Raw genomic sequence first — 24,108 nt, 5'->3', positions numbered from 1 at the left:
TCATGTCCGGAAAGTGCGGGTCGCTCGTGAGGATTCGTCGTTGCCGTTGCGTCTTCTGCTCGTCCGCTCGATTGCGTTGATTTTTCTGGCGACGTTGGCGCTGAGTAGCCTGCTGGTCTTCTGGCGCACCTACGAGAAGGTGGAAACCGACATGACCGCGGCGCTCGCCGCCGGGCAGCGCGCCGTCGCCAATGCCACCGATGAATCTGACGGCATTACCCAGCCAAGCTGGCGGCTCGAGCATATCGTCGCCAATTTCAACGGCGACCGGAATGTCCGCGCGACCTTGCAGAGGGCCGACAACAGCCAGGTGCGTTCGCTGCTGCCGCCGCCGCGGCATCCGGTGCCGCCGTTCCTGTTCAAGCTTCTGGCCGGGCCGCCGCAGACCGCGACCGTCGATCTGCCGCCTGCCCTCAAGAGTGCCGGCACGCTGCGGCTCGAAACCGATGCGCGCAATGATCTCGCCGGGCTTTGGGACGATGCGAAGAACCTGCTGTTCCTGCTGGCGATCTTTGCCGGCACCTGCCTCCTCGTGCTTTATTTCATGCTCGGCCGCGCCCTGCGGCCGCTGGAAGAATTGACCCATGCCTTCGCCCGGATCGGCAACGGCGACTATCGCGCCCGCGTGCCGATCTTCGCGCCGCTCGAACTCGCCAAGCTCAGCGCCGGGTTCAACGAGATGGCGGTGCGGCTTTCCGAAATGGAGCATCGCAACCATCGCCTGCACGAACAGCTCGAGACGGTGCAGGAGGAAGAGCGCATCGAGCTCGCCCGCAACCTGCACGACGATGTCAGCCCATTGCTGTTTTCCGTCGATGTCGATGCCATGACGATCCGCGAACTCGCGCAGAGCAAGGATTATTCGGCGATCGTCGAGCGCTCGCATGCCATCCGCGGCGCCGTCGCCGAGATGAAGCGCAATGTCAAAGCGATTCTCGGCCAGTTGCGTCCCTCGGGCCTGCATGCGCTCGGCCTCGCCAGCGCCGTCGACAATCTGATCTCCTATTGGAAGACGCGGCGGCCGGAGATCACCTTCCGCATCCATATGCCGGACAAGAGCTGGGGACCGCGCATCGACGGCGCGCTTTACAGCATCATTCGCGAAAGCCTGAACAATGCCGTCAAGCATTCGCAGCCGTCGCTTATTGAGGTTTCGATCGAAGAGGCCTACGAAAGCGGCTTTATCGTCGCGCGGATCGCGGACGACGGCTGCGGCTTCGATGCCAATAATGCCTCGGGGGGATTTGGCTTGATCGGAATGAAGGAGCGCGCCGCCCTGCTCGGCGGCGCTTTGACCATTCAGAACCGCCGCGACAAATCCGGCGTCGCCGTCGCCGTCCGCTTGCCCTTGCCAAGCGAGGACGAGATCGAATTCGTTCCGGAGATCGCGGCGCAATGAAGATCCTGGTGATCGACGATCACGGCATCGTGCGCGAGGGCGTGCGCCGGCTGCTCGGCACCATTCCAGGCTCCGAAGTCGTCGAAGCCGGCACCGCCCAGCAGGGCCTCTCCAAACTGCGCAGCGAAGTGCCGGATGTGGTCGTGCTCGACATCAATCTCAACGGCAGCAGCGGGCTTGAGCTGCTGCAGCGATTGAAGAACGAGAACAAGACGACCCGCATCGTCATGTTCACCATGTATTCGGAGGCCGGCTATGTCTCGCGCGCCTTGCGCGGCGGCGCCTCCGGCTATGTCAGCAAAAGCGCCCCGGCCGACGAACTCATCACCGCGGTCAAACGCGTCGCGGCGGGGCAGCGCTACGTCGATCGCGAGGCGGCCAACGAACTCGTTTTCTCCGCTTCGAACGAAGAAGACCCGCTGCAGAAGTTGAGCAATCGCGAGATGGAAATCTTGCGTCTGCTCGGCGAGGGCAAGAGCTTGCTCGAAATCGCCAATACGTTCGGCATCGCCTATAAGACGGTGGCGAACTCCTGCTCGCGGCTCAAGGAAAAGCTCGGCCTCGAACGCACGACCGATCTGATCCGCTTTTCGCTGCAGAACCGTCAGGCGTGAATCAGCGCCAGCGGCGTTGGGCGACGGGCGCGGGCGCTTTGACGAGCGGCCGGCAGACGTCGAAGAAAAGCGCGCCGCTCAAATAGCCCGCCTGCAGACAGAGGGCGAAGAGAAGCGCGCTCAGAACCCCGTTCATGAGCGTCAAATGCGCCGTATGGGCATAAAGGGCGACGACGGCGAGACCCAAGAAGGTCGCAACGCTCAGGATCAGAAACTGATAGCGCCCCGCAAGCGCGACGCCAAAAGCAAAGGAGATCAGCCCAATTTGGATCATCAGAGCCTCCATCCCCAGGATGCTCTGCGCCGCGATAACAAAAAGTTAACGCCTGGTTTCACCTCGGGAAGACGCGTGCGGCGCGGCACTGGCGTTCCATCGCGGTCCCATCCTGGGCCGCGAGCCTGATGCAGGCCTGATCGGCGGGCGCGCTTGCCCGCACGCCTCGCGCCGGCTGCGGGCCGCAGCGCTTTTCGGCCAAGGCGCTTTTCCGCCAACGCGCTTTTCGGCCAAGTGTGCTTTTCGGCCAAGTGTGCTTTTCGGCAGAGTGTTGCAGTTCGGCAGCGCCGAACTAGGATATGGGAGAGCTTTGCGGCTGGAGTGTCCGACCTTGCGCTTATTCGCTCTTCTTCTGCCTGCGTTTTCCCTGCTTGCTGGCGCGGTGCTGGTGAGCGCCCCCGCCGCCGCTTCGCTCGACCGGGTTCCGGTTCTCGATGTCGAAAAATCCTGCCGCGCGGCGCAGAACTACGGGACGACGGACCCCAAGGAAACCTTCCGCAATTGCATGCTGGACGAAAAGGAAGCGCGCCAGCAGCTCAGCCAGAAATGGTCGAAGTTCAAAGCCTCGAGCCGGCGCAGCTGCGTCCCGCCGCATCCGATCCCGAGCTATGTCGAAATGCTGACCTGCCTGGAAATGGATCAGGACAGCCTGCTTCCCTACCAGGGCGGCGGCGGGGGCGCCGCACCGGCCGGCGGCCTGCCGAGCGGATATATGCACGATTCCGCCCCGCCACGCCCGGCCTTATCCCCAGGGCCGCGCCCCGCCGGCAGCTTCCGCTGAGTCGTTCTGCCGCAGCGAAATGATCGCTGCGGCCCGCCGGCGGCGAATGAAATTTATCCTTTTTTAAACTTGGGTTTTGGCGATTCGCAAAGCGTGCGTGCGCTGCGGGATATCGAGCTTTGCCATGGCGCATATCTGTCGCCCAATTGCCACATGGCTTGGCGAAATGCGCTCGAAGGTCGCAGAGCCTATCGACCGTTTCGGGAAAATCTCTAGGATCGAGCACCGGAATACTCGACTCATAAAAGTGATAACAGGGGGACATATTAATGGTGAAATCTCCATCCGAGTCTCGCCGCAGCGGCCGCCTTGCGCGGATGGTCGTTTTTGCGGCGGCGGCGGCGATGAGCATGACTGTGGTCAGCCAGGCTCGCGCGGACGTGACCGATCAGCTTCTTGATCAATTGCGCGCCAAGGGCGTTCTGACCCGTGGCGAATACTCCAAGCTGAAGTCCCGCCATGCGGCGGAAAAGGCGGACATGGCCCGCCCCTATGGCCGTCATTATTCGAAAGACGGCGTCGTCGTCGTTCCGGACGACCGTTACCTGACCCGCCTCGACAAGGGCATCGGCTTCCACATCCCCGGCCTCGTCACCAAGGAAGGTGAAGTCGGCGCGATCGATGTGAAAATCTCCGGCGACCTCGTGTTCGGCGCGGACGAAACTTTTGACCGTCATGGGTCGGCGACGGCTCCGATTGCGGGCGGCCTCGTTACCGCCAGCCCGAACCAGCCGTATAATTCGATCCAGGCCGGCCTGCTGCCGAGCGCGGTCGTGCTGAGCATCGCCACCAACCAGATGGGTTACGATCTCGGCTTCACCATCGGCGCCTATACGGGCGGCAACAACGTGTCCCCGGTCGGCGGCTCCAACGCCAATGGTCCTGGCGCACCGGCTGCGCTCGGCACCCCCGGCATCGACCTTCGTCAGGTCTTCGGCACGATCGGCACGCCGACCTTCGGCACGGTCAAGATCGGCCGCGATCTCGGCCTGTTCGGTTCGGACGCCATCTTGAACGACGCGACGCTGCTCGGCCTCGGCTCGCCGCTGACGACGCAGTCGCCCGCCAACACGTCGCTCGGCCGCATCGGCATCGGCTATGTGTATGCGGACTGGATCCCGCAGATCACCTATACGACGCCGGACTTCAACGGCTTCACCGCGTCGATCAGCGCCATGACGCCTTTGAACGCGGTTAACGTCGGGGGCTTGGTCGGCCCGTTGCAGCCTTATTCTGCGACCCTCACCGGCCAGGAACTGCCGATGGTTCAGGGCCAGATCAAGTGGAAGGGCAATATTGCGCCGGGCGCGGCTTTGACCGTGTCGGGTGATGCCCTCTGGCAGCAGCACAAGAACGATACGGCGACGGGGTCGCTGGCCGCTATGCCGCTGGAAGCGACGACCAATAGCTGGGGCGTCGACGGCTTCGGCAAGTTGGACATCGACGGCTTCAGCTTCGTGGCCTACGGCTACTATGGCCAGGGCCTCGGCACGACGGGCTTCTTCTTCAATGGCTTCGATCTGGCCGGCAATGCCCGCAAGTCCTACGGCGGTTATGCCCAGGCGTCCTACACCTGGGATAAGTTCACCTTCGGCGCGAGCTGGGGCGTGAGCGCCTTGCAGGCGACGGGCTTCGATTGGACCGTTGGCGCTGCGCCGACCTTGGTGCACGACAACGAAAGCATCATCGGCTTCCTGCGCTATCAGCTGACGCCTTGGATGGCGCTGCAGGCGGAATTCGGCCACACCTGGACGATCAACCAGCTTGGTCAGAACCTGCAGGAAGACGACCTCTGGCTCGGCACGGCTTGGTTCTTCTAAGCCTCTCTTGAAAGCCTGAATTCAGCGCCGGACGGGCAACCGTCCGGCGCTTTTCTTTTGCCCTGATCCCCTCTCCCCGCTTGCGGGGAGAGGGCTAGGGTGAGGGGCAGGGAGGAGCCAATGCGCGGTTTGCGAATCCCTGAGGTCAGACGAGCCCGTCAACTGCGCCGATCGCAAACATCGGCAGAAGCAAAACTTTGGGCGAAGCTCAGATCGCGCCGGCTAAGCGGCTTCAAATTTGTTCGCCAAGCGCCAATCGGACCTTATTTCGCCGATTTCCTTTGCCGGGAGGAAAACTTGGTCGTCGAGGTGGATGGCGCGACACACGGCACCCCGGAAGAGATTGCGGCGGACGCTCGGCGCTCTGCCCATCTGGCGAAGGCCGATTATCGCGTCCTAAGAGTCACAAACACCGACGTCTTCGAGAATACCGAAGCTGTCCTGGAGACGATTCTCGCCGTGCTCGAGCGGCGGAAGGCGTTATAGCCAATCCCCAGCCCCTCACCCTAGCCCTCTCCCCGCGGGCGGGGAGAGGGGACCACATCCCTGTCATCAAAGTGCCACCCGACTCGGCCAAGGACATGATGTCTCATCGGGAGTCGGAACCGTGGCGAAAAAGCATCTCGACAGCATCGCCGTCCGGACACTTTTCCTGTCCGATCTGCATTTGGGAACAAAGGGTTGCCAGGCAGGCCTCCTGCTCGACTTCCTCAAGCATTGCGACGTGGACCATATCTATCTTGTCGGTGACGTGATCGACGGCTGGCGGCTGAAATCTGGCTGGTATTGGCCGGAATCGCACAATAACGTCGTCCGCAAGCTGTTGAAACGCGTCCACAAAGGCGTCAAGATCACCTATATTCCTGGTAACCACGACGAATTCATGCGTGATTACGTCGGGCATAATTTCGGCGGTATCGACGTCATGGATACCGCGATCCACGAGGCGGCGGACGGCAAGCGCTTCCTCGTCATGCACGGCGACCAGTTCGATCTCGTCGTCCGGCATGCGCCGTGGCTTGCCGTGCTCGGCGATGGAGCCTACGAATTGGCGCTGTGGATCAACACCTATCTCAATATGGTCCGCCGCCGGCTCGGCCTCGATTATTGGTCGCTGTCGTCCTGGGCGAAATTGAAGGTGAAGAGCGCCGTCAACCATATCGGCCGGTTCGAATCGGCGCTTTCGGGCGAGGCCCGGCGGCGCGACGCCTATGGCGTCATTTGCGGCCATATTCACCACGCCATCATCCATGACGACTTCGGCGTGCGCTACATGAACACCGGCGATTGGGTCGAGAGCTGCACCGCGCTGGTTGAACATTTCGACGGCCGGTTCGAGATTATCCATTGGGCCGACAAAGTGCGCGAAGCCAAGGAAGCGCTCGCCGCGGCGGCCCAGCAGCCTGAGATCGAGGCGACGGCGGCGTGACCAAACTTCTGATTGCCACCGATGCCTGGGGGCCGCAGATCAATGGCGTGGTCCGCTCGCTCGAGAATATCGCCGCGCATGCGGCGAGCTTCGGTGTCAATGTCCGGTTTCTGACGCCGACGGATTTTTGGACGCTGCCCCTGCCCGGCTATCGCGAGATCCGGCTGGCGCTCGCCTATCCGCGCAAGGTTGCGGGCTTCATTGCCGACTTCAATCCGGATTTCATCCACATCGCGACGGAAGGGCCGATCGGCCTCGCGACGCGGCGCGCCTGCCTGCATGGCCGGCGCACCTTCACGACGAGCTATCACACGCGCTTCCCGGAATATGTCGCGGCGCGGCTGCCTATCCCGATGCGGGTGAGCTATGCGGCGCTGCGCCGCTTTCACAGCGCCGCCGCCGGCACGATGGTGAGTTCTCCCAGCCTCGAAAACATTCTTGCGGGGCACGGTTTCCGCAACCTGATGCGCTGGTCGCGCGGGGTTGACGGCACTTTGTTCCGGCCGCGGCCGGAGAACGCATTGGCCGGCCTGCCGGGGCCGATCTTTCTCTTCGTCGGCCGCTTGGCGGTCGAGAAGAATATCGAGGCGTTCCTGAAGCTCGATCTGCCCGGCTCGAAAGTCATCGTCGGCGACGGGCCCCTGCAGGCGCGCCTTGCCGCCGCCTATCCGGCGGCGCATTTCCTCGGCGCCCGCAGCGGCGAGGCCCTGGCGCAGGTCTATTCCGCGGCCGATGTCTTCGTCTTTCCGAGCCGCACCGACACGTTCGGCATCGTCCTGCTCGAAGCTTTGGCCTCGGGCGTTCCGGTCGCGGCCTTCCCGGTCACCGGGCCGCTCGATGTGATCGGCGATTCCGGCACCGGCGTCCTGAGCCACGACCTGCGCGAGGCAGCGCTGCGGGCGCTCGACATTTCGCGCGAACATTGCCGCAAATATGCGGCCAAGTTCACCTGGAAGGAAAGCGCCCGCCAGTTCTTCGACAATATCCGCGTGGCGCAGAACCAGGGCGCGTCGATCGAACTCGCCAATCTCGCCGAGCCGGCCTGAATCGCGCGGCCGCCGCCTAATTCCCCGACAGATCGAGCGCGCCGGTCAGATCGCCGAGTTTCGGCTCGCCCGCCTTCGCCATAGCCGCGTCGCGCGCCTTCAACCCAGCCAATTCCGGCAATCCGAAACGCCGCGTAATCAGCCGTAGGATCGAGGTCGTGTCGTAGAGCGTGTGATCGACGCGGCCGCGTCCAGCGAAGGGCGAGACGATCAGAGTCGGCACTCGCGTACCGGGGCCGAAGCGGTCGCCCTTCGGCGGCGCGACATGGTCCCAGAAGCCGCCATTCTCATCATAGGTGATGATCACCACCATATGCGGCCATTGCGGGCTTTTCTGCAGATGCCCCACGATGTCGAAGAGGTGCTTGTCGCCGGCGAGCACATCGGCATAGCCCGGATGTTCGTCGAGATTGGCGGGCGGCTTGTAGAACGTCACCGGCGGCAGCGCGCCCGCATCGATATCTTTGATGAAGAGTTCCCCGGCAAGCCCCGCGTCGCGCAGATGCGCGGCCCGCGCCGGCGTGCCCGGAGCGAGGAATTTGAAGTAATTGAACGGCTGATGATGAAAGACGAGCGCCTCCGAATCCTTCGTGTCCTTGCCTGAGAGCGCCGCGCCCCAGCCGCCGGCATACCAGGCCCAGGCGATGTTCTTATCATCGAGAAGATCGCCGATCGTGGTCTCGGTCTGCGGCGGCAAGGTCGTCGCGGCGTGCCGATCGGCGAGCGCCGGGTCGCCGCCCGGTTGCGGCGGATTGGCGCTCGGCTGATAGGGCGGCTGCATGGTATTGACCGCGTAGAAATCCGGCGTCAGCGCGCGGTCTTTGGCGAATTTCGGCGGTCCGTCGAGGGCCGAGGCGGGCGAATCGGCCGCGAGCTTAAGGCTGACGCCGTCCGGGTTGATGGCTGAAATCTGATCCTTCGCCGGGCTCTCGTTGGCATGCGGATAGATCGGCGCGCAGGCGCAGATCAGTTCGAAATGGTTGAGGAACGAGCCGCCGAACGCGCCCATGAAGAAATTGTCGGCCAGCACATAGTCCTTGGCGATCGGCCAAAGCGGCAGTTTCGACCCGTCGTAATGGCCCATGACGAGGCCGCCGGCATCGCTATAGGCGGCGAAGCGGTCGTTCTTGCCGCCGTCGATCTGCATCTGATTCTGATAGAAGCGGTGCACGAGGTCGCGCGTCTCGATGCTGAGCGGCAGGTTGAAGCCCTTCGGATCGTCGATGGCGAACGGCGCATTGGGCAGCCCTTTCGTCTTCTCCTGCGGAATCGGCGGCACCACGTGCTTGCCGGTCAGGCCGCGCCAAATCGGCGGCAGGGTCGGCAACAATTTGCCATCGCGGTCGCGCTGCTCAAACTGCGCCGGCGCAAGATCGGCGAGGCCGCGGGCGCCGGGAAAATCGCCGTAGAGCGCATCGAAGCTGCGGTTCTCGGCATAGAGGATGACAATCGTCTTGATCTGATCGAGACCGCCGGCGGCGGGCGCCGGGGCAGCCGTCAGCGCCAAAGCGCCAAACGCCGCGCCCAGCAAACCGATCGCACGGATTGCCCTCATCGCCTTCTCTCCCGGGCCGCAGCCGCATTTAACACCGGGACGCTGTGACGCGCGTTTGACGTTGTCGTCATTTGATCTTTCCGCCCGCTTCTGGTTCGAGAGAAGAAAACGACGATCGAGAGGAAGGACGCCGCCCGCCGCAAGGTAAAGCCCGTTCATGATTTCGACCCTTTCGGTCGTCCTGCCGATCTTTGCGGTGATTTTCGCCGGTTGGCTGGTACGGCGCCTCGACCTCCTGGGGCCATCCGCCACCGGCGAGATCAACCGCTACGTCGTCTATCTGGCCTTGCCGGCGCTGCTCTTCGACGTCATCGCGCATGCCAGCGGCGGCGAAATCTGGCAGCCGGGCTTCATCGCCGCCTTCGGGCTCGCCGCCTTTGTCTGTTTCGCGCTGACGGTCGCCGTCCGCCTGCGTCAGCAAAGCCCGCTCGCCGATGCCGCCGTCGACGGGCTGAACGGCGCCTATGCCAATACCGGCTATATGGGCTTTCCGCTGGCTCTCGCGGCCTTCGGCAAGGCAGCGCTGGCGCCGGTGCTCATCGCCACGATCCTCACCGTCTGTCTCATTTTCGCTGTGGCGATCGTCCTGATCGAAATCGGCCTGCAAAAGGAAAAAGACCGCCTGACGCTCGTATTGCGCGTCGCCGCCGCATTGGCGCGCAACCCGCTTCTTGTTGTCCCTGCCCTTGCCGCCATGCTGCGCCTCGCCGGCTTCAGCCTGCCGCTGCCGGTCGATTCGTTCGTGAAATTGCTCGGCCAATCGGCGCCGCCCTGTGCCCTCGTCGCCCTGGGGCTGTTTTTGGCCGAAAGCCGCACGCCGGGCGAGAGCCGCGTTACGATGACCGCCGTGCTCGTCGGCATCAAGCTCCTGCTCCAGCCTTTGCTGACGTGGATGCTGGCGGTTTTCGTCTTCCATTTGCCGGCGTTCCAGGCGCAGGTCGCGACCCTCATCGCGGCGCTGCCGACCGGCACGGGCTCGTTCATGCTGGCGGAATTTTACAAGCGCGAAGCCGCGACGACCTCGCGCGTCATCCTCGTCTCGACCCTGCTGTCGATTGCGACATTGTCGCTCTATTTGGCGCGGCACTGACGGTCGGCATCGAATCCCTTCGATCCGCTAGTTCTCGCCGAGCCATTCCTCGCCGGCGAGGTCGCGCCGCACGCGTTCGAGTTCTTCCGTATAGCGGCGCAGCACATGCGCTTCGGTCAGCAGGCCGATCGGCCTGCGGCTCGCATCGACCACGGCCAGCGCCTCGCTCTGCGTGCGGTCGAAAATGTCCGCCGCCTCCTTGATGTTCAAGTCGGGCCGCAGCACCGTCTCCGGCTCGCGCAGAAGGCCCGCAAGCTCGGGCGGGCGCGACTCGGCCGCGGCGAGATGCGCATCGATCACCGAGATCAGGCCAAGATAGCGCCCGCCGGCATCGACGGCGGCGACCCAATTCGTTGCGCCCAGCGGAAACTGGTTTTTGAAATCGCCGAGGCTCTGGTCCGCGGATGTGAGCTGGAGATCGCTGCGCATCATGCGCGCGACCGTCAGGGCGCGCATCCAGCCGACATCCTGGGCGCTGCGGATCGATTCGCCGCGCAAATGCAGCCGCCACGTGGCGAAGGAATAGCCAAACGCGCGGCGCACGATGACCGAGACCAATGTCGCGGCCATCAGGATCACCAGCGACAGCGGAAAATCGCCCGTCGTCTCGAGCGCGAGGAAAGACATGGTCAGCGGCGCGCCGACGATGGCGACGGCCAGCGCGGCCATGCCGACGACAGTATAGGCCGCAGCATCCGGAACCGCGCCCGGCACGACGAGCGGCAGCATGGCGCTGGCGATCTTGCCCATCAGGCCGCCGATATAGAGCGACGCGAAGAACAGGCCGCCGCGAAAGCCCGAGCCGATCGAAATCGCGGAGGCGAGCGATTTCAGCGTGACGATGACGAGCAGCAGCGTCAACCCGGGCCCGGCGTTTTGAAAGAGCGTGCGCAAGGCGCCGTGGCCGGAGGCGAGAACATGCGGCGTGACCAGCGCCAGAGAGCCGACGAAAAGGCCGCCGGTGATCGGCTGCAGGGCGGCTGGCAAATGGCTGCGCTTGAACAGGCTTTCGACGAAGGTCACGCCGCGCATCACGCCGATGCCGACCGCGGCGCAGGCTAAAGCAAGGAAGACGAAGGCAACGAAATCGACCGGCGAGATCTGTGCGGTCGGGACGAAATGGCCGACGAAATTGGCATCGATCCCCAGCGCCCGCGAGGCAAGGACGGCGCTGATCGACGCGGCGATGACCGGCGCCAGGCCGAACGACGTATAGGTGCCGATGATGAGTTCGAATCCATAGAAGGCGCCCGTCAACGGCGCCTGGAAAGCGGCGGCAATGGCGCCGGCGGCGCCGCAGCCGACGAGCGTGCGCATGTCGCTGCGGCGCATCCGGAACAGCGTTCCCAAGACCGAGCCGAAGCCCGCGCCGATCTGCGTATAGCCGGCCTCAAGCCCGACGGAAGCGCCGAAACCGGAGGAGACGACGGTCTGCAAGGCGATGAGGATGCTGTCGGTCAGCGACATGCGGCCGCCGTGCAGGGCATTGGCCTCGATCGGATCGACCGGCCGGCGCGGCCGCCAGCGCTTGATGAAAAGACCGGTGATGCCGAGGATCGCGCCGCCGAATGCCGGGACGAAGGCCAGATAGGGCGAACGCAAGGCCTCGCTGCCGCTGAGGCGCGCGTTGCCGGCCATGCCGAAACAAATCTGATGGATCAACTGGACCGCGCCGGAGGTCAGCGCGACGAGGCCCGCGGCAAGCGCGCCGACCGCGATGGCCAGAATGATGAGCGCCGGCTCGCTTCGCCTGACGAGGCCGCGCCAGCGCGCGACCGGACCGGCGGGGGCGGATTTTTCATCTGGTTTTTCAATTGGTGCCGAAGCGGCAAGGTTCATCGCCGGCCTCGCCGGAGCGGGATGCGAAGGGGTTTTTCAGCGCAGACAAGCTCGCGCGGACCGCGTCCTTATCTGCCGATCCCGCTCTAACGGTATTGGTCTCGATTGGCCATATGGCGCAGCCGCCGGGTCAAGACAACCGCGGCTTGATCAGGCCGCTTCGCTCGTCGCTGGCGGCAGGACGTGTTCGAGCGCGATCCAGCTGATCATTCGCCCGTCGATCGCCAGCACGCCGCGGGTGAACAATTTCGCCATCTCCGAGGCGACATCGGGCGTCGGCTGAATGTCCGTATCGGCGACGGTGAGGATGTCGAGCACGGCATCGACAAGGAGGCCGACGACCTGGCGATCGACCTGCACCACCATGATAACGTGGCGCACCGTCGGATCGGTGGCCGGAAAGCCGAGCCGCGCCGCGAGATCGACGATCGGCAGCACGGCCCCGCGCAGGTTGATGACGCCGCGGACGAAGCTTGGCGCCCGCGGCAGTGCCGTCGCCGGCGTAAACCCGCGGATTTCGCGGACCGACATGATGTCCACGCAGAATTCCTGCGCGCCGATGCGGAAAGCGATCAGTTCGCGCCTTTGGGTTTTGTCAGCCTGCGTCTCGTCCATGAAATCACCGTTCGGGAATCCGCCGCCGCTCCCCCGCGCGGCGTCTGCATCGCTTTGAAAACTATGCCGGAAAGAAGTGAACAAAATCGTAGCGCTTGGTGCCCGCCGCGAGGCCCGGCCGAGGTCCAGATTAGGCTGGCGCCGCAATGCCTTTTGGCGCAAAGTCGATGCCTTGTTTCAGTCTGTTTATTCTGGGCTTTCCGTGTCCGCAACGGTCGGCATTTTCGTCTGTGTGGTGGGTCCGAGCGGCGCCGGCAAGGACACTTTGCTGCGGCAGGCAAAAGCAAAACTCGCCGGCGAACCCGGCTTCAGCTTTCCCCGCCGCTATGTCACGCGACCGCCGTCGGCGCATGAGGATCACCGCGCCATCAGCGAAGCGGATTATGCGGCAGGCCTCAGCGCTGGCCTTTTCGCCTTGGCCTGGCGCGCGCACGGCCTTGGCTATGCCATCGGTCAGGAGGTTCGGCCGGCGCTGGCCGCCGGGCATATCGTCGCCTGCAACGTGTCGCGCGAAGCCATCGTTGCGGCGAAGGCCCATTTTCCGCGCACCGCCACGATTCTCGTCACTGCTCCCGCAGAGGTTCTCGCCGCGCGACTCAGCGCACGCGGGCGCGACACCTCAATCGACATCGACGAACGGCTCGCCCGCAACCAGGCGTTTGCGGACGCCTTCCCCGCCGATTTCGTCATCGATAATTCCGGCCCTGCTGCGGCCGCTGCAGAAAACCTTATCGGCCTGCTCGGCGCGCTTGCCGCAACGGCGCGGTCGATAATTTCCGAAGCTTAGCGGCCGATCATCGGACCGAAGGCCCCGCAGCAGCCGGCGCCCGCGGCCAATTCACGACCAAGTCTTGTATTTACATATAAATTCTATCGAAATAATGTATTATGATGACGGCAGGGGAGCTTGGGTTTCATCATGACTGACACGACAGCCTCGCAGGTTGAGCGCGCGGCGGTGCATCTCAACGAAGATTGGGTCGCCGCCATCCTTGGAATCATTGTTTTCGTTCTGGCTTTGCTCGGATTGGGCGGCGTCGATCTGCTCGGCTGGGCGGTGAAGTCCAGACTTTGGACCGATCCGGCGCAATCGCTGGCGCCTTTCGGCAAGAGCTATGCCTGGCTCGGCGGCCTGGCGTCGCTCGCCTTGACCTATCTGGCGCTGCTTGCGGTCCTCAGTGCAGCGGCATCCGCCATCAGGGCGAATGTCGGCCGTTTCGCGGTGACGTTCTCAGCCGTCTTCTGGCTCGCCTATCTCGCCTGGGACATTGGCGGCTACGCGCATTTCGCCGCCGAGACGCCGGCCGAGCTCGCCAAATATGGAGTGACCTGGTCGCTGCACCTGACGGCCGAAGGTGGCTATATCGTCGCGCTCATCGTCGGGCTGCTGATCGCCAACTTCTTTCCGGGCGTCGCGGCCTGGCTCGACGAGGCGATTCGGCCGGATCTTTATGTCAAGATCGCCATCGTCCTGCTCGGCGGCGCCATCGGCATCACCGTCGCGGGCAAGCTCAATCTTGCCTCCGCCGTCTTCGTGCGATCGCTTGCCGCCATCGTCGAAGCCTATCTCATCTATTGGCCGGTCGTTTATTTCATCGCCCGCAGATATTTCGGCTTTTCGCGCGAGGCGGCGGCGCCGCTCGCCTCGGGCATCTCGATTTGCGGGGTCGCTGCAGCGATCGCTACGGGGGGCGCCATCCGGGCGCGCTCGCAAGTCGCGGTCCTCGTCGCGTCGCTGGTCGTCGTCTTTGCGGTGATCGAGCTGTTCCTGTTGCCGTTCCTCGCCAGCACCTTCCTGGCGCACGAGCCGCTTGTCGCGGCGAGTTGGATCGGCTTGGCAGTGAAAACCGACGGTGCCGCCGTTGCCGCCGGCGGCATCACCGAGGCCTTGATCGACGCCAAGAATGTCGCCGCCGGCGTCCATTATCAGCCGGGTTGGATTCTGGGCACGACGACGACGATCAAGGTCTTCATCGACGTCTTCATCGGCGTTTGGGCCTTCGTCCTCGCCCATGTTTGGACAAGCTACATCAATCCCAACGCCCCGGGCGGCAAAGCCAAGGCCAGCGAAATCTGGGAGCGGTTTCCGAAGTTCATTCTGGGCTTCGTGCTGACCTTCGCGCTCGGCCTCGCCGCGGCCCTTATCTTGAAGGGCCAGGCGCCGGCGCTGAAAGCCGTCGCCGACGAGACGACGATCTTCCGCGTCGTCTTTTTCGTCCTGACCTTCTTCTCGATCGGCGTCCTGTCCAATTTCCGCCGCCTTTGGGCGGACGGCCTCGGCAAGCTCGCCGCCGTTTATGTCGTCAGCCTGTTCGGCTTCGTCATCTGGGTCGGCCTCTTCATCTCTTGGCTTTTCTTCCATGGCGTGAAGCCGCCGCTCGCCGGCTGATCCCGGCCGCAACGTTCAGGAGAGCAAAATGGCACAGATCGATCTCAAAGCCGAAGTGCAAGGCGCAGAAGCCGAGCCGCTTCTGCCGATCGAAAAGAAACTGATCGGAATAAGCCTCGGACTTGGTGTAGCCCTATTGGCAATTCTGATCGTCGTTAACGCGCTCGGCCTTTTATAGCCGGCGTCACAACAACGCAGCCTCGTGCGGCCGGAACGCGCCATCCGAACATTTCCGGCCGCACTGTCATCGCCACGACACGCAGGCATAAAAATCGTCGTTCCGCGGCCTTCGTCGCCGCGTCGTGCCGATTGCGAAAACCGGCGGTGCGACGGCGCAAAATCAAGCAAATTCACAAGCAAATTCATTTGCATTTTCCCGTCCACAGATCGGCACCCGCTGCAGGCCAGTGCCAAGAAGAAGTTCTTGCAGGCGGAGGCGAAGCGGGCCTAACATTGCTTTATGGCCGAGACGCTCATCACGATCCGCGATGCACGGGAAATGGATGCAGAGGCAATTGCCGAAGTGCATGATGCGGCGTGGCGGCACGCTTATCGGGGCATCATTCCCGGCCGGGAATTGGAGCGGATGATCGCCCGGCGTGGGCCAAGCTGGTGGCGCTCTGCCATTCAGCGGCGGTCGCGCCTTATGGTCCTCGACTTCGATGATGCGATCGGAGGCTATGCGAGCTATGGCCGCAATCGCGTCCCGGCGATGAATTTCGGCGGCGAGATTTTCGAGCTTTACATCGCGCCGGAGTTCCAGGGCCTCGGCTTCGGCAAGCGGCTGTTCAATGCGGCGCGGAAAGACCTCGCCGAACATGGCTATCTGTCTTTCCTCGTCTGGGCGCTCGCCGATAATGAGCCGGCGCTCAATTTCTATGGCCGCCTCGGCGGCAAGGTCGTGCGCCGCGCCTATGAGCGCTTCGGCAGCGAACAGCGCGAGCGGGTGGCCTTCGCTTTCCAATAACGGCGCGATCGGCTATTGAGCGGCGCTTCCTGGGCGGGACGCGAAAAAGCGAATCCGGTTTTTCGCCTAAATCCCTCTCGAAGTTTTTAGAATCGATCACGTTTCCGATTTTGGCTCGATTCGAGCCAAAATCATCGTGATTTCGTGCGGACGCTCATTTCCGAAGAATAGGATCGATCCATGAATCTCGATGCCGTCCCCGCCGGCAAGAACCCGCCTGACGATATCAATGTCGTCATCGAAGTGCCGATCGGCGGCGAGCCCATTAAATACGAGATGGACAAAGCCTCCGGTGCGCTTTTCGTCGACCGCTTTCTCTATACGGCGATGCGCTACCCCGGCAATTACGGCTTTGTCCCGCATACTTTATCGGAAGACGGCGACCCCTGCGATGTGGTGGTGGTCAATACGCGCGCCATCGCGCCCGGCGCGGTGATGAATTGCCGGATCGTCGGCGTATTGCTGATGCAGGACGAGCATGGCGGCGACGAGAAGATCATCGCCGTGCCGTCGCAGAAGCTGACGACGCGCTACGAGAAGATTCACAATTATACCGATCTGCCGCAAATCACGCTGGAACAGGTCGAGCATTTCTTCAGCCATTATAAGGATCTCGAGCCCGGCAAATGGGTGAAGATCCTGCGCTGGGGCGACGCAGCCGAGGGCCGCGCACTGATCCTCGAAGGGCTGAAACGCGCCAAGGCGGCCAAATAAACGGCCGGATGGCGGCGGCGTTTCATTGGCCGCGTCTTGCGGCCGTTTCGGGCATCGCGATCAGAAAGACCGCGAACGCGATGCCCGCCAGCGCGCCGAGGGTAAGAAATCCCCAACGATAGCCGAGATGATCGACGATTACGCCGGCGGCAAGCCCGCTGAGCGCCGCACCGATTCCCTGCATCGTCGCGATCGCGCCCTGCGCCAGATTGTAGCGGCCGGTTCCACGCATGATATCGGCGATCACCAACGGCGTGAGGGCACCGAAAATGCCGGCGCCGACTCCATCGAGCAATTGCACCCCGATCAGCCAGACGCTGTTGTCGGAAAGTGTATAGAGCACGGCACGCAGGGGCAGCACGGCAAAACCGGCAAGAAAAAGCGGCTTACGGCCCCAAGAATCGGCCTTGCGGCCGACGAGCAAGGCGATCGGCAGCATGACGCCTTGCGCGGCGATGATGCAGGTCGAGACCATGGCTGTCGCTTCGCGCGGATGTTGCAAAGCCAGTTCCTGGCCGACAAGCGGCAGCAGCGCCGCGTTGGCGAGATGAAACAGCAGCGCGCAAAATCCGAAAACGACAAGCGGGCGTGATTGAATGAGAATCGAATAACCGGCGACATGGGACGCCTCGCCTGCGCCAACCTCGGCGTCGCGCGCGCGCTCGAAATCGATCGCATCGGCCGGGATCGCCAGAACCGACGCGGCCGCCCATGCAGCAAAGACGGGGGCAAGAACAAAGACCGCCCGCTGTGAAAAATAATAGCAAATGACCGCCGCAACCAGAGCGAACGCGATGTTGCCGGCATGATCGAAAGCCGAATTGCGCCCCAGGCGCCGCGCCAGATCCTGGCGCCGATAAAGGCCCAAGGTCAGCGCCGCGACCGCGGGGAGAAAGACATCGCCGACGGTCATCACGAACGCATTGGCGATCATGACCGGGCGGAACTGCGGCCAGAGAAAAACCGCAAGCGAACCCAGCGCCATGAGAACAAGCGCGCCGACGATCAACGCGCGTTTTGCCCGCGTTGCATCGATCATCGCGCCGACCGGCGTCTGGACAAGAATCGAAAGCAGCCCCCCGATCGTCGTCACAAGCCCGACGTCCGACTGGCTCCAATGCCGTTCCGTAACGAGGAAAACGTTGAGATAGGGACCAAAGCCCGTGCGCACATCGGCGAGGAAGAAATTGAGCGCATCGAGCGACGCCGGGTTGAAGCGCCGCGATTGGGCCGGAGCGGATTTGTCCAAGACCGCCTCGCGCTAGACCTGCACAATCACCTCTAACGCGGCCGTTGCCGGTTGGTTTCAGGTGAAGCGCGTCCGTCAGTTCCGCCGCGACAATTCGAATACCGCCTGGTCGCCGATCAGGTTCAGGACCCACCAGGGCGCCCCGACGCGCAGCGGCCGGCCTTGATGGTCGAGCGCGATCGAGCGCTCGGTCTTGGCGCCGATCTCGTCGACGAGGCCGATGAAATCGCGGATGGTGCAAAAGTGGATGTTGGGCGTCTCGTACCATGAAGCCGACAGGCTTTTCGTAACCGGCATCCGGCCGGCGAGCGCGATCTGCGCGCGGATGCGCCAATGGCCGAAATTCGGGAACGAGACGATCGCGTGACGGCCGATGCGCAGCATATGTTCGAGCACCGCGCGCGGCCGGCGCGTCGCCTGCAAGGTCTGCGACAAGATCACATAATCGAAGGCATCGTCGGGATAATCGGCGAGGTCCGTATCGGCGTCGCCCTGAATGACGGAAAGCCCTTTGGCGACGCAATCGTTGACGCCGCTTTGCGACAGCTCGATGCCGCGCGCATCGACGCCGCGCTCTTCCGCGAGAAGCCGCAGCAAGGTGCCGTCGCCGCAGCCGACATCGAGCACGCGGCTCTTCGGCGCGACCATATCGGCAACGACGAGAAGGTCGATGCGGGCCGTCTGCGAGAGCATGACGGCGGTGCGTGCTCCGTTATCCGCCACGCGCTACCCCTTGGCCGCCGGTGCGATGCCGCGCGCACGCGCCGCAGCGTCGAGAAAGCCGCGCGTCGTGGCGAAGAATTCCGGAACGTTGAGGAGGAAGGCGTCGTGGCCGCGGTCGGTGTTGATCTCGACGAAAGACACCGACGCGGCAGCGGCGTTCAAGGCATGGACGATCGCCCGCGAGGCCGAGGTCGGATAAAGCCAGTCCGAATCGAAGGAGACGACGCAGAAGCGCGTCTTCGTCCCCTTGAAGGCCGCCGCGAGCGAGCCGCCGTAGTCTTCGGCGAGATCGAAATAATCGCAGGCACGCGTGACATAGAGATAGGAGTTGGCGTCGAAACGATCGACGAAGCTCGTGCCCTGATAGCGCAGATAATTTTCGATCTGGAAATCCGCGTCGAAGGAAAAGGTCGGCGCGGCGCGATCCTGAAACTTGCGGCCGAATTTTCGCTGCAGCGCTTCCTGCGACAAATAGGTGATATGCGCGGCCATGCGCGCGACGGCGAGGCCCTTGGTCGGGCTGACACCGGCGTCGAGATAGCGGCCCTGGCGCCATTCGGGATCGGCCATCACCGCTTGGCGGCCGACTTCGTGGAAGGCGATGTTTTGCGACGAATGTTTCGCCGCGGTCGCGATCGGCATGGCGGCGAAGACGCGCGCCGGATAGCTCGCCGCCCATTGCAGCACCTGCATGCCGCCCATCGAGCCGCCGATGACCGCGAACAGGCTCTCGATGCCGAGATGATCGATCAGCATGGCCTGGGCGCGAACCATGTCGCGGATCGTGACGAGCGGCAGATCGAGGCCGAAGGCGCGGCCGGTCGCGGGATTGGTCGAAGCCGGGCCCGTCGTGCCCATGCAGCCGCCGACGACATTCGAGGCGATGACGAAATAGCGGTCCGTATCGATCGGTTTGCCCGGCCCGATCATGACTTCCCACCAGCCGGGCTTGCCGGTGATCGGGTGCGTGCTCGCGACATGTTGATCGCCGGTCAGCGCATGGCAAATCAGGATGGCGTTCGATTTTGCCGGGTTGAGCGTCCCGTAGGTCTGGTAGGCGATCTGCAGCGGGCCGAGATCGACGCCGGCGTCCATCTTCAGCGGCCGATCGGCGCCGAAGCGTACGACGAGGCTATGCGGCGCATCCGCTTCGAGCTGGCTCAGGGCCTTCTGGGTGGGGACGATTGTCACAATGAACCTTTGTTCGCTTTGACGAACACTACGTCCGATTTATAGAAGTGCCGCAAAGCCGGTGTCAAGCGGCGCCGGCGCGGCGGGCAAGCGCCTCACGCGTTGGATTTAGGTATGTCGATGCACAGTCGCCAGCTTGGAGCGGTGGGCCTTGCCGCGCGCCGGACGCAACCGGAAAAGCGTTTCGCCCCGGCGCGATTCTCTTTAAGAGAAGTCCGCAAAGATGCGATGCCATGATGCTTGAAAGACGCCCTACCCCCGAAACCTTGGCCGATCTGCGCAACGAGATCGACCGGATCGACGCCTGCCTGCATGAAATGCTCATGCAGCGCGGCGAGATCATCGACCGACTGATTGCGGTGAAGGCCCGGACCGGTGGCGGCAGCGCCTTCCGGCCCGGCCGCGAAGCCGAAATGATGCGCCGGCTCGTCGAACGCCATAAAGGCATTCTACCGCTCGACACGGTGGAAAGCATCTGGCGGATCATCATTTCGACCTTCACCTTCGTGCAGGCGAATTACAGCGTCCATGCCGACATTTCCGGCGGCGACGCGCAGATGCGCGACGGCTGCCGCTTCCACTTCGGCTTCACCGTTCCCTATATCGCGCATCAAGGCGTTGCCGCGGTCGTCGGAGCCGTTGCCGAGGCGTCGGGCGACCTTGGCCTCGTCCCGGTTGAAGCGGGTCCGGCGGCGGGCGCTTGGTGGCAGCACCTGACAGCGCCGACGGCGCCGAAGATCATTGCCCGGCTGCCCTTCGTCGAGCGCCATGACCATCCCGCCGGCACGCCGCTCTTCGTCATCGCCAAGCCGGTCGAGGACGGCGCCGCCCGCGATGTCGTGCTTTATGCCGCGACGCTCGGCGATTGGCGCGGCCATTGGTATGACATCGACCCGTCTTTGCACGGGACTGGTGTGGAAATCATCGCCAGAGCGCCGCAGCAAAGCGCCCTGCTCCTCGCCGCGCCGGGCACGCTTTCAGCCGCGGCGCTGCGTGAAACTTTGGCCGGGCGTGGCATGACGCCATCGGATTTGACGGAAATCGGCAGCCATGCCGCGCGTTTTGATTTTGTCAGAGCCAGCTAGCGCAACGTTTCGTCTCCGCGCCGCCGGTGCGCGAGCATGAACGCGATCATTTGGAGCGCGACCATTTGGAGCCCGCAAAGATGACGTCTTCCGATATCGCCGCAGCGCCGCAGCCCCGCGCGAGCGTGCTGGCGATCGAGCCTTATGTTCCGGGCAAGGCCGCCGCCGCGACCACGGCCAAGATCTTCAAGCTGTCGTCGAACGAATCGGCGCTGGGGCCGAGCCCGCGTGCAATCGATGCCGCGAAATCGGCCGCCGACGCGCTCGCCATCTACCCGGACGGCTCGGTGCATGCGCTGCGCGAGGCCATCGCCGCACGGCACGGCGTCGATGCGGCGCAGATCACCTGCGGGGCCGGCTCGGACGAACTGATCTTCCTTTTGACCTATGCCTTTTTGAGCCCCGGCGACGAGGGCATCTATACGAAGCACGGCTTTTCGATCTACCGCATCGCCATTCTCGCGGCGGGCGGCACGCCGGTCGTCGCCCACGAGGTCGGTCTCACCGCCGATGTCGATGCGATCCTCGCCAAGGTGACGCCGAAGACCAAGATCGTCTTCCTCGCCAATCCCAACAATCCGACCGGCACCTATCTGCCAGCCCGCGAGATCACGCGCCTCGCCGAGTCCTTGCCGCCGCATGTGCTGTTGATTCTCGACGCGGCCTATGCGGAATTCGTGACCCGCGCGGATTATGAGCCGGGCCTCGAACTCGCCCGCACGCGCAATAATGTCGTGATGACGCGGACCTTTTCGAAGATCTACGGCCTCGCGGCGCTGCGGCTCGGCTGGTGCTATGCGCCGCCGGCAATCACCGATGCGATCAACCGGCTGCGCGGCCCGTTCAACATCAACACGCCGGCGATGCGCGCCGGCATCGCCGCTCTCGCTGACGAGCCGCATATCGCGCGATCGATCGCGCACAACACGCAATGGCTCGCCTGGCTGCGCGACCAAATCACTGCGCTCGGCATTCCGGTGACGCCAAGCGTCGCCAATTTTCTGCTGCTGCATTTCAACGATGCGGACGAAGCCCGCGCCGCGGACGCCTTCTTGTCGAAGCGCGGGCTGATCTTGCGGGCGGTCGAGACCTATTCTCTGCCGCAATGCCTGCGACTGACCGTCGGCACGGAGGAAGCCAATCGCCTTGTCGTCGCCGCGCTCGCCGGTTTCGTGCAGGCAAAAACCGCAAAGGATTCCCAGCGTGGTTGACGGCTTGGGCGCCCCGCTCGCGGCGCCGCTCTTCGACCGCGTCGCCTTGATCGGCATCGGCCTCATTGGCTCGTCGCTGGCGCGCGTCATCAGGCGGAAGAAACTCGCGCGCGTGCTCGTCGCAGGCGATGCCTCGGCCACGGTCCGCGCCAAGGTCACCGAGCTTGGCCTCGCCGATACGGTCGCCGAAACAGCGGCGCAGGCGGTAGCCGATGCCGACCTTGTCATCCTCTGCGTGCCCGTCGGCGCCATGGCCGCGGTCGCGCAGGAGATTGCGCCGCATCTCAAGCCCGGCGCCATCGTCTCCGATGTCGGCTCGGTCAAAAGCGCCGTGCTTGCAGCTCTGACGAAGCACCTGCCGCCGCATGTTGCGATCATCCCGGCGCATCCCGTCGCCGGGACGGAAGAATCGGGCCCCGCCGCCGGCTTTGCGACCCTGTTCGTCAATCGTTGGTGCATTCTGACGCCGCCTGACGGCGCCGACGCGAAGGCGGTGAAGCGGCTTGCCGAATTCTGGGCCGCGGCCGGAGCGAATATCGAGATCATGACGCCGCAGCACCATGATCTGGTGCTCTCGATCACCAGTCATCTGCCGCATTTGATCGCCTATAACATCGTCGGCACGGCCGCCGATCTTGAGGCCATCACCCAATCCGAGGTGATCAAGTTCTCCGCCGGCGGATTCCGCGACTTCACCCGCATCGCCGCGTCTGACCCGACCATGTGGCGCGATGTCTTCCTCAACAACAAGGAGGCGGTGCTCGAAACGCTCGGCCGCTTCACCGAGGATTTGACGGCGCTGCAACGAATGATCCGCAACGGCGACGGCGAAGGGTTGTTCAACCTCTTCACCCGCACCCGCGCGATCCGCCGCGGCATTATCGAGGAAGGCCAGGAGATCGCCGCGCCCGACTTTGGCCGCCACCGCGACGACGAGGCCTGAGCTAATAAGCCGGCGGCAGCTTGAGGCTGGTGCGGATCGGCCCGACGGCAATGCGGCCATCGTCGATATCGACCGGCAGATGCAGCACCGTCGGCTGCTGCGGCTCGTTCGAATGGCCGCTGAGCAAATTGCCGAGCAGCGCGCCGAAACTCAGCAAGCCCGGATCGATGCCATAGTGCTGCATGACCGGTTCGAGGCCGCTGCTCTTGGTATCGAAATGGCCGTCGACCCGATGCGCGGCATTGAGGGCGAAGCTGCCGCGCGCCACGAATTTCGTATCGCCGCGCGTCAAGCTGACCGAGGCGAGAGTGACGCGCCCACCGGCGGCTTGCCAGCGGTCGAGATTTTGCCCTGGCGTCAGACCCGTCTCGAAATCGGCCTTGGTGACGCTGCCTTGCGCGGCGACGTCGGCCGGCGTGCCCGGCCCAAGAATCTGATCGATCGCCGGCAATGTCGCGCCGTTCAAGATGACGTTGAAATCGAGGGTCTGGCCATCTTGGCCTGCGCGTTGCGCGGCGGTGATTACGGCATCGTTCACTTTGCCGCCGAAGGCGAGCGCACCGGCGCCGCCATGAAGCACAAAATCCCGGCCATCGACAGCCGCCTGCCAGAGGTCCTGCGGCAGGCCGTTGAGGCGCACGTTCAGATGGCTCCAGGCGAGCTGGAAATTGACCTTGTCGTCCTTGGAAACGGCGGCGAAAGGCGAGTCCGCCGAAACGCTGATGTCGCGCGGCTGCATGAGCGGCGCCGTCACGTAAAAACCTTGCAACGTGCCGCTATAGGTGTGGCCGAAGATCAGCCCGTCGAAGCGCGGCGACGGGCAGGTGATCGCTATGGCTGTCGGATAGCCGCCGATCTTCGGATTGGGGCAAGACCAGATACGGCCGAAAGTTTTTTCGCGCGCCACCCAGGCTTCGAGCGCCTGACCCGTCTGGCTGGCGGCAAAAGCCCAGAAACCCGACCAGCCGAGCCCGGCGACGATCAAAAGGCCCAAAAGCCAGAGCAACGGCGACACCCGCTTGCGGGCCGGCACGGCGGCGATGGTCGGACGGCTCTCCAATGCGGCTTCTCCTGGTTCTGGCCAAACGCGAGATCTAGCGGAAAAGCACAAATCCGGAGGAATTTTGTTGGTCTGGCGTCGCGCCACCGTTACAGCGCCAAATATCTCGCCTAA

Annotated in this window: 24 protein-coding genes; 16 read left to right on the top strand and 8 right to left on the bottom strand. The window is 63.7% G+C overall.

The window, feature by feature from the left end; translation table 11 throughout:
* Positions 1–40: 40 nt before the first annotated feature.
* The gene (locus tag Q0025_RS05960; RefSeq protein WP_297296994.1) at positions 41–1,399 is read left to right on the top strand and encodes a HAMP domain-containing protein; all 1,359 of its coding nucleotides are present in this window, start codon (positions 41–43) and stop codon (positions 1,397–1,399) included.
* A complete protein-coding gene (locus Q0025_RS05955) occupies positions 1,396–2,013 on the top strand; it encodes a response regulator transcription factor (protein WP_297296992.1) in 618 nt (205 codons plus the stop codon). Before Q0025_RS05960 ends, Q0025_RS05955 begins: the two co-directional genes overlap by 4 nt.
* A gap of 1 nt (position 2,014) precedes the next feature.
* On the opposite strand, the gene Q0025_RS05950 is transcribed toward Q0025_RS05955, so the two are convergent.
* Positions 2,015–2,287: a hypothetical protein gene (locus Q0025_RS05950; protein ID WP_297296990.1), complete on the bottom strand. Its 273-nt coding sequence runs from the start codon at positions 2,285–2,287 to the stop codon at positions 2,015–2,017.
* A gap of 331 nt (positions 2,288–2,618) precedes the next feature.
* Between Q0025_RS05950 and Q0025_RS05945 the strand changes: the two genes are divergently transcribed.
* From Q0025_RS05945 to Q0025_RS05925, 5 genes are all read left to right on the top strand, one after another.
* On the top strand, positions 2,619–3,068 hold the full coding sequence (locus Q0025_RS05945) for a hypothetical protein (protein ID WP_297296988.1): 450 nt from the start codon (positions 2,619–2,621) through the stop codon (positions 3,066–3,068).
* 344 nt (positions 3,069–3,412) lie between these two features.
* Positions 3,413–4,888 (top strand): porin, encoded by a 1,476-nt coding sequence (locus Q0025_RS05940; RefSeq protein ID WP_297296986.1) that lies wholly within the window; start codon positions 3,413–3,415, stop codon positions 4,886–4,888.
* Positions 4,889–5,008: 120 nt separating this feature from the next.
* Positions 5,009–5,374 carry a DUF559 domain-containing protein gene (locus tag Q0025_RS05935; RefSeq protein ID WP_297296984.1) on the top strand — a complete coding sequence of 122 codons (366 nt, stop codon included), beginning with the start codon at positions 5,009–5,011 and terminating at the stop codon, positions 5,372–5,374.
* 121 nt (positions 5,375–5,495) lie between these two features.
* Entirely contained in the window at positions 5,496–6,317 is an 822-nt protein-coding gene (locus Q0025_RS05930; RefSeq protein WP_297296982.1) for a UDP-2,3-diacylglucosamine diphosphatase, read from the top strand.
* The gene (locus Q0025_RS05925; protein ID WP_297296980.1) at positions 6,314–7,363 is read left to right on the top strand and encodes a glycosyltransferase family 1 protein; all 1,050 of its coding nucleotides are present in this window, start codon (positions 6,314–6,316) and stop codon (positions 7,361–7,363) included. The genes Q0025_RS05930 and Q0025_RS05925 overlap by 4 nt, the downstream gene beginning before the upstream one ends.
* A 16-nt stretch (positions 7,364–7,379) precedes the next feature.
* Here Q0025_RS05925 and acpA read toward each other — a convergent pair whose 3' ends face one another.
* Positions 7,380–8,918 carry an acid phosphatase gene (gene acpA / locus Q0025_RS05920; protein WP_297296979.1) on the bottom strand — a complete coding sequence of 513 codons (1,539 nt, stop codon included), beginning with the start codon at positions 8,916–8,918 and terminating at the stop codon, positions 7,380–7,382.
* Between the two features lie 157 nt (positions 8,919–9,075).
* Between acpA and Q0025_RS05915 the strand changes: the two genes are divergently transcribed.
* Positions 9,076–10,008, top strand: coding sequence for an AEC family transporter (locus tag Q0025_RS05915; RefSeq protein WP_297296977.1), 933 nt, complete (start codon positions 9,076–9,078; stop codon positions 10,006–10,008).
* 27 nt (positions 10,009–10,035) lie between these two features.
* Here the strand turns inward: Q0025_RS05915 and Q0025_RS05910 are convergent, their stop codons facing one another.
* Both Q0025_RS05910 and Q0025_RS05905 read right to left on the bottom strand, forming a co-directional pair.
* Positions 10,036–11,847, bottom strand: a complete 1,812-nt coding sequence (locus tag Q0025_RS05910) for a chloride channel protein (protein WP_297296975.1) — start codon at positions 11,845–11,847, stop codon at positions 10,036–10,038.
* A gap of 150 nt (positions 11,848–11,997) precedes the next feature.
* Positions 11,998–12,462 (bottom strand): chemotaxis protein CheW, encoded by a 465-nt coding sequence (locus Q0025_RS05905; protein WP_297296973.1) that lies wholly within the window; start codon positions 12,460–12,462, stop codon positions 11,998–12,000.
* Positions 12,463–12,664: 202 nt separating this feature from the next.
* Here Q0025_RS05905 and phnN point away from each other — a divergent pair, with 202 nt between their 5' ends.
* The 5 genes from phnN to ppa all read left to right on the top strand — a co-directional run bounded on the left by phnN (position 12,665) and on the right by ppa (position 16,532).
* A complete protein-coding gene (phnN, locus tag Q0025_RS05900; RefSeq protein WP_297296971.1) occupies positions 12,665–13,249 on the top strand; it encodes a phosphonate metabolism protein/1,5-bisphosphokinase (PRPP-forming) PhnN in 585 nt (194 codons plus the stop codon).
* A 132-nt stretch (positions 13,250–13,381) separates the two neighbouring features.
* Entirely contained in the window at positions 13,382–14,851 is a 1,470-nt protein-coding gene (locus Q0025_RS05895; protein ID WP_297296969.1) for a putative sulfate exporter family transporter, read from the top strand.
* A gap of 28 nt (positions 14,852–14,879) precedes the next feature.
* Complete coding sequence (locus Q0025_RS05890; protein ID WP_297296967.1) at positions 14,880–15,029, top strand: hypothetical protein; 150 nt, start codon at positions 14,880–14,882, stop codon at positions 15,027–15,029.
* Between the two features lie 282 nt (positions 15,030–15,311).
* Positions 15,312–15,818, top strand: coding sequence for a GNAT family N-acetyltransferase (locus tag Q0025_RS05885; RefSeq protein ID WP_297296965.1), 507 nt, complete (start codon positions 15,312–15,314; stop codon positions 15,816–15,818).
* Positions 15,819–15,998: 180 nt separating this feature from the next.
* The gene (gene ppa, locus Q0025_RS05880; protein WP_297296963.1) at positions 15,999–16,532 is read left to right on the top strand and encodes an inorganic diphosphatase; all 534 of its coding nucleotides are present in this window, start codon (positions 15,999–16,001) and stop codon (positions 16,530–16,532) included.
* A 22-nt stretch (positions 16,533–16,554) separates the two neighbouring features.
* Here the strand turns inward: ppa and Q0025_RS05875 are convergent, their stop codons facing one another.
* From Q0025_RS05875 to Q0025_RS05865, 3 genes are all read right to left on the bottom strand, one after another.
* Positions 16,555–17,781 (bottom strand): MFS transporter, encoded by a 1,227-nt coding sequence (locus Q0025_RS05875; protein WP_297296961.1) that lies wholly within the window; start codon positions 17,779–17,781, stop codon positions 16,555–16,557.
* A 75-nt stretch (positions 17,782–17,856) separates the two neighbouring features.
* Positions 17,857–18,474: a methionine biosynthesis protein MetW gene (metW, locus tag Q0025_RS05870; protein ID WP_297297037.1), complete on the bottom strand. Its 618-nt coding sequence runs from the start codon at positions 18,472–18,474 to the stop codon at positions 17,857–17,859.
* 33 nt (positions 18,475–18,507) lie between these two features.
* Positions 18,508–19,689 (bottom strand): homoserine O-acetyltransferase, encoded by a 1,182-nt coding sequence (locus Q0025_RS05865; protein ID WP_297297035.1) that lies wholly within the window; start codon positions 19,687–19,689, stop codon positions 18,508–18,510.
* Positions 19,690–19,931: 242 nt separating this feature from the next.
* Here Q0025_RS05865 and Q0025_RS05860 point away from each other — a divergent pair, with 242 nt between their 5' ends.
* The 3 genes from Q0025_RS05860 to Q0025_RS05850 all read left to right on the top strand — a co-directional run bounded on the left by Q0025_RS05860 (position 19,932) and on the right by Q0025_RS05850 (position 22,934).
* Positions 19,932–20,780, top strand: coding sequence for a chorismate mutase (locus Q0025_RS05860; RefSeq protein ID WP_297297033.1), 849 nt, complete (start codon positions 19,932–19,934; stop codon positions 20,778–20,780).
* An 80-nt stretch (positions 20,781–20,860) separates the two neighbouring features.
* Positions 20,861–21,991 carry a histidinol-phosphate transaminase gene (gene hisC / locus Q0025_RS05855; RefSeq protein WP_297296959.1) on the top strand — a complete coding sequence of 377 codons (1,131 nt, stop codon included), beginning with the start codon at positions 20,861–20,863 and terminating at the stop codon, positions 21,989–21,991.
* Complete coding sequence (locus tag Q0025_RS05850; protein ID WP_297296957.1) at positions 21,984–22,934, top strand: prephenate/arogenate dehydrogenase family protein; 951 nt, start codon at positions 21,984–21,986, stop codon at positions 22,932–22,934. The genes hisC and Q0025_RS05850 overlap by 8 nt, the downstream gene beginning before the upstream one ends.
* A gap of 1 nt (position 22,935) precedes the next feature.
* Here Q0025_RS05850 and Q0025_RS05845 read toward each other — a convergent pair whose 3' ends face one another.
* Positions 22,936–23,994: a DUF2125 domain-containing protein gene (locus Q0025_RS05845; RefSeq protein WP_297296955.1), complete on the bottom strand. Its 1,059-nt coding sequence runs from the start codon at positions 23,992–23,994 to the stop codon at positions 22,936–22,938.
* Positions 23,995–24,108 lie beyond the last annotated feature (114 nt).

This window comes from uncultured Methylovirgula sp., from assembly GCF_947646745.1.
Classification (GTDB): Bacteria; Pseudomonadota; Alphaproteobacteria; order Rhizobiales; family Beijerinckiaceae; genus Methylovirgula.
Note: the sequence above shows the minus strand (reverse complement) of the source record. Positions and strands in the feature narration are given on the sequence as shown.

Excerpts from the sequence above, each read along its gene's own strand:
- Q0025_RS05955 (WP_297296992.1), top strand. The coding sequence starts at position 1,396 with ATGAAGATCCTGGTGATCGACGATCACGGCATCGTGCGCGAGGGCGTG.
- Q0025_RS05950 (WP_297296990.1), bottom strand. The coding sequence starts at position 2,287 with ATGATCCAAATTGGGCTGATCTCCTTTGCTTTTGGCGTCGCGCTTGCG.
- Q0025_RS05940 (WP_297296986.1), top strand. The coding sequence starts at position 3,413 with ATGAGCATGACTGTGGTCAGCCAGGCTCGCGCGGACGTGACCGATCAG.
- Q0025_RS05935 (WP_297296984.1), top strand. The coding sequence starts at position 5,009 with ATGCGCGGTTTGCGAATCCCTGAGGTCAGACGAGCCCGTCAACTGCGC.
- acpA (WP_297296979.1), bottom strand. The coding sequence starts at position 8,918 with ATGAGGGCAATCCGTGCGATCGGTTTGCTGGGCGCGGCGTTTGGCGCT.
- Q0025_RS05915 (WP_297296977.1), top strand. The coding sequence starts at position 9,076 with ATGATTTCGACCCTTTCGGTCGTCCTGCCGATCTTTGCGGTGATTTTC.
- Q0025_RS05910 (WP_297296975.1), bottom strand. The coding sequence starts at position 11,847 with ATGAACCTTGCCGCTTCGGCACCAATTGAAAAACCAGATGAAAAATCC.
- Q0025_RS05905 (WP_297296973.1), bottom strand. The coding sequence starts at position 12,462 with ATGGACGAGACGCAGGCTGACAAAACCCAAAGGCGCGAACTGATCGCT.
- Q0025_RS05895 (WP_297296969.1), top strand. The coding sequence starts at position 13,382 with ATGACTGACACGACAGCCTCGCAGGTTGAGCGCGCGGCGGTGCATCTC.
- Q0025_RS05890 (WP_297296967.1), top strand. The coding sequence starts at position 14,880 with ATGGCACAGATCGATCTCAAAGCCGAAGTGCAAGGCGCAGAAGCCGAG.
- Q0025_RS05885 (WP_297296965.1), top strand. The coding sequence starts at position 15,312 with ATGGCCGAGACGCTCATCACGATCCGCGATGCACGGGAAATGGATGCA.
- ppa (WP_297296963.1), top strand. The coding sequence starts at position 15,999 with ATGAATCTCGATGCCGTCCCCGCCGGCAAGAACCCGCCTGACGATATC.
- metW (WP_297297037.1), bottom strand. The coding sequence starts at position 18,474 with ATGCTCTCGCAGACGGCCCGCATCGACCTTCTCGTCGTTGCCGATATG.
- Q0025_RS05860 (WP_297297033.1), top strand. The coding sequence starts at position 19,932 with ATGCTTGAAAGACGCCCTACCCCCGAAACCTTGGCCGATCTGCGCAAC.
- hisC (WP_297296959.1), top strand. The coding sequence starts at position 20,861 with ATGACGTCTTCCGATATCGCCGCAGCGCCGCAGCCCCGCGCGAGCGTG.